This window comes from Flavobacterium sp. (assembly GCF_044368995.1).
In the GTDB taxonomy this organism is placed as follows: domain Bacteria; phylum Bacteroidota; class Bacteroidia; order Flavobacteriales; family Flavobacteriaceae; genus Flavobacterium.
The window spans coordinates 1-4,422 of sequence record NZ_JBIPMS010000132.1 but is presented as its reverse complement, the minus strand read 5'-3'; the positions used below and the strand labels follow the sequence as shown (position 1 = coordinate 4,422).

Below are 4,422 nucleotides of genomic sequence, written 5' to 3'. Positions count from 1 at the left end.
CTTTACAAATTATCGAATCGAAAATTAACGATATAAAAAAACTAAACAAACCGGTTATTGCTTGTTGCAGAAGTGGCAACAGAAGCGGTATGGCAACAAGAATACTAAAACGAAACGGTATTGAATGCATCAATGGTGGTAGCTGGCAAAGTCTACAAAGTAAATTGTAAAAATTACTTTAAAATTGCATTTCAGGATATTTAGCTACTATTGCATTTATTTTCTGTTTTAAATTATCCTGGAATTTTATATGACTTTCAGAATTTGGATTAAAAGGTATGTGACTCAATGCTTTTTGAATTTCTGAAACGTGTTGCATCGTTTCAAATTCGACTTCATTTATATAATTTTCGGAAAATTTCATCCAAATATAATCAATTGCCGTTTGATTTGGATGTAACATATCTTCCGCATAAAATCGGTAATCACGTAACTCGTCCATCATAATTTCATAACTAGGAAAATAAATACTTGAAGTAGCATTTGATAGAAAATGATACAACGCAGTAATTAAATGCGATTTACTTACGTTGTTTTCTACAAAGCCATCTTTACTATGACGAACAGGCGAAATCGTAAAAATAAATTTACAATTTGGATTTACAACTTGAATTTTTGAAACAATTCTTTTCAAACTCGCTTCAATATCAGCAGTAGAAAGCAACTCTTTTGTAAATAGTTTTTGAGGCACTTTATGACAATTGGCAACAATCGTATCGCTTTCTATATGTCTATACACCCAAGAAGTCCCTAACGTAATTAAACAATGCGTAGTGTTTTCAACATGCCCATTTGTGGCATCAATTAATTGATTTAATTTAGTAAGAAATTTTTCTTTTTCAGGATTTGAAAGCTCAGAATGCACTTCGAAACAATGCCAAGCTTCATTATGATAAAAAATATCATTCTCTGTGAAATACTTTTTATGAATACTTCTAAGAAGTATTTTTTCTAATGAAATTGGATTAAAAATAATTCCAAACGGATTAATAAGCGTTAAAAATTTATAATAGTCAAACTTATTTCCCATATTCTCGGCAAAACAAGAACCAAAAGAAACTAATTTGGAAGAATAATCAATTAAAAAATCTGATTTTTGTGTGGGAATGGTAGTTTGAAATTTCATAACTTTATTTATCGTCATCCAAAAGTACAAAAACAAGTTAAATAGTTACAAAATAATTTATAAAGTCTTTTTATTGCCTACTTTTGCGACTTAAATTTTTACAAATGAAATTGCTTTATAAGTATTTACAAAAACACAAATTACTGCTCTTTTTTGCGCTTTTAATGGCTGCTATAAACATTTGTTTTAGTTTGTCAGACTCTATTATTACGGGTAAATTAATGCAAGATTGTGGTGTTGGAATTGCGAAATACAAAGGCAATGAAATCGGTTTCATAAAATCTGTAGGTTTTTGGTTAGGACTTTCGCTTACTGCAGCAATGATTTCACGTATCACAAAAAACTTTCAAGACTACTTTACCAATATTGTTATTCAAAGAACTGGTGCTGAAATGTATACTGATGGCATAAAAAAGTCCTTAGATTTACCTTACGAAGATTTTGAAGATCAAAGTAGTGGCGAAACATTAAGCAAATTGCAAAAAGCCAGAACCGATTCTGAAAAGCTAATTACGCTTTCTATTTCTTTAATTTTTCAAACCATTATTGGATTCATTTTTGTAATTGTTTACATTTCTAGGATTGATTACAGAATTGCATTTGTATTTGTTTTAACTGCACCAATTATTGCGTTTATTAGTTCAATCTTAGGAAAAAAAATAAAAGCAGTATCACGAAATATCGTTTTACAAACCAATTCCTTAGCGGGTTCTACCACAGAAAGTTTACGAAATATCGAATTGGTGAAAAGTTTGGGTTTAACCAATCAAGAAGAAAACAGGCTAAATTCAAATACACTCAAAATTTTACAACTTGAAATTCAGAAAATTCGTTTTATTAGAAGTTTGAGTTTCATACAAGGTACAACGGTGCATTTTATGCGAACTTGCGTAATTTTCGGTTTGTATTACTTCTTATTTAGCGATAAAATTGTAGTTGGCGATTTATTAACAATGGTATTTTTTACCTTTTTTATTTTTAACCCGTTGCAAGAATTAAGTGCTTTTATCATCGCTAAAAATGAGACAAAAGTTTCTATGGAAAATTTTGAGAAGTTGTTAAAAGCCAAATCTGAACACCGCCCAGAAGAACCAGAAAATTTTGGAAAAATCAGTTCTTTAGTGTTTACAGATGTAAGTTTTAAACACAAAACTGCCAAACAATTTGCAGTTGAAAATATAAACTTTTCTATCAAACAAGGTGAAACTGTTGCATTCGTTGGGCCATCTGGTTCCGGAAAAACTACTTTAGTCAAATTATTAGTTGGTTTGTATCCGCCAGCAATTGGTCATGTTTTGTATAATGGTATTGATTCTAAAAATATTGATATTTTAAAATTACGAAAACAATTAGGATTCGTAACACAAGATGCACAATTGTTTTCAGGAACCATTAGAGAAAATTTATTATTTGTAAAACCAAAAGCAACGGATGAAGAAATAATAAGTGCTTTGCAAAGGGCAAGTTGTGGCAAACTTTTAGATCGTGCCGAAAATGGTTTAGATTCGACAATTGGTGAAGGCGGAATTAAAATTTCTGGTGGCGAAAAACAACGTTTATCTATAGCCAGAGCCATTTTGAGACAGCCCAATTTATTAATTTTCGATGAAGCAACTTCTGCTTTAGATTCAATTACCGAAGAAGAAATTAATAGTACGATAAGAAATATTTCAGATGAAAACAGAATTACGATATTAATTGCTCATCGATTATCGACCATCATGCACGCCGATAAAATTTTCGTATTAGAACAAGGTAAAATTATTGAACAAGGCAAACACGAAGATTTATTAGTTGAAAAAGGACTGTATTATGCCATGTGGCGCCAACAAATTGGGGAGAGGAAATAAAAAATAGAGTGTCCAAAAAGTTATAATCTTGTCAAGCTGAACTCGTTTCAGCTTCTGTAAATATCTGATATTCATATACTTTTAAATTCCGAAATAAATTCGGAATGACAAAACACTGACTTTTTAAAGACCCTCTTCAATAAAATTAGTTATTTACTTCACATAACTCACTGCATTCTCTAAAACCGCAGTAATTCCATTTACATTTTTACCTTTTCCTGAAGCGAAGAACGGTTGTCCACCGCCATTTCCATCAATATATTTTCCTAATTCACGAATTACATTTCCGGCGTTTAAACCTTTATTTGCTACTAATTCTTTAGCGATATAACAGTGAATATTTGGTAAACCGTCTTCAACAGAAGCTAAAACTACAAATGAATTCGGTTTCAAAGTTCCAATCGCTTGCGTTAAATCCTTTGTTGCGCTCATCGATAAATCAACTTGTTTTGCTATGAAATTAATTCCATTAACATCTTGAAATTCAGAAACTAAACTAGCTGATAATCCGTCAATTTTTTCTTTAACTAATTGCTCAATTTGTTTTTTCAATTTTGCGTTATCGTCTTGTAAAGAAGCCACTGATTTTAAAACGTCTTGAGGATTTTTCAATACTTCCTTAATTTCCGACAAGGAATTTTCTTGTGTGGTATAATATTCTTTAACCGCATCACCAGTAATGGCTTCAATTCTTCTAATTCCAGCTGCTACCGCCCCTTCCGAAATAATTTTGAAATGCCAAATATCTGCGGTATTTTTCACGTGAATTCCGCCACATAATTCCTTACTATTTCCAAATTCAATCATACGAACGCTATCGCCATATTTTTCACCAAACAAAGCCATAGCACCTTTGTCTAATGCTTCTTTTATTGGAATATTTCGGTGCTCCACTAATTGTAATTGGGCTTCAATTTGCGCATTGACACTTGCTTCAACCTGACGTAATTCTTGATCAGAAACTTTTGAAAAATGCGAAAAATCAAAACGTAAATAATTCGAATTTACTAACGAACCTTTTTGTTCTACGTGCGTTCCTAAAATAGTTCTCAAAGCCAAATGCATCAAATGCGTAGCGGAGTGATTTTTTGAGGAAGCGCTTCTTAAATCGGTATTGACTTTTGCAGTAAAATTTACATTCAAATCATTTGGTAAATTTTTTGCAAAATGAATTATTAAATTATTTTCTTTCTTGGTGTCTATAATTTCAATAATTTCTTCTTGACACTGTTCATCTGACTTTTGACTTTCGACTTTTGACTTTCGACTGATTAAAGTTCCCTTATCTCCTACTTGTCCACCACCTTCTGGATAGAACGGCGTGTTTTCTAAAACAATTTGGTATAAAATGCCGTCTTTTTTAGAATCGACTTTACGGATTCTAGTAATTTTTGACTCGTTTTCTGTTTGATCATATCCTACGAATGTTTCCACATTTCCAGGAAT

3 protein-coding genes are annotated in these 4,422 nt (G+C 31.5%); 1 reads left to right on the top strand and 2 read right to left on the bottom strand.

The annotated features are described in order from the left end of the window. Positions 1-178: 178 nt before the first annotated feature. Positions 179-1,126, bottom strand: a complete 948-nt coding sequence (locus ACIQ2I_RS08175; protein WP_396181930.1) for a GSCFA domain-containing protein — start codon at positions 1,124-1,126, stop codon at positions 179-181. Positions 1,127-1,230: 104 nt separating this feature from the next. On the opposite strand from ACIQ2I_RS08175, the gene ACIQ2I_RS08170 reads away from it, so the two are divergent. Continuing rightward, positions 1,231-2,976 carry an ABC transporter ATP-binding protein gene (locus tag ACIQ2I_RS08170; protein ID WP_396181929.1) on the top strand — a complete coding sequence of 582 codons (1,746 nt, stop codon included), beginning with the start codon at positions 1,231-1,233 and terminating at the stop codon, positions 2,974-2,976. 153 nt (positions 2,977-3,129) lie between these two features. On the opposite strand, the gene ACIQ2I_RS08165 is transcribed toward ACIQ2I_RS08170, so the two are convergent. Continuing rightward, positions 3,130-4,422: DHHA1 domain-containing protein (locus tag ACIQ2I_RS08165; protein ID WP_396181928.1), on the bottom strand; the 1,293-nt coding region annotated here is incomplete at its 5' end.

Coding starts and splice junctions, on each gene's coding strand:
- ACIQ2I_RS08175 (WP_396181930.1), bottom strand. CDS start 1,126: ATGAAATTTCAAACTACCATTCCCACACAAAAATCAGATTTTTTAATT.
- ACIQ2I_RS08170 (WP_396181929.1), top strand. CDS start 1,231: ATGAAATTGCTTTATAAGTATTTACAAAAACACAAATTACTGCTCTTT.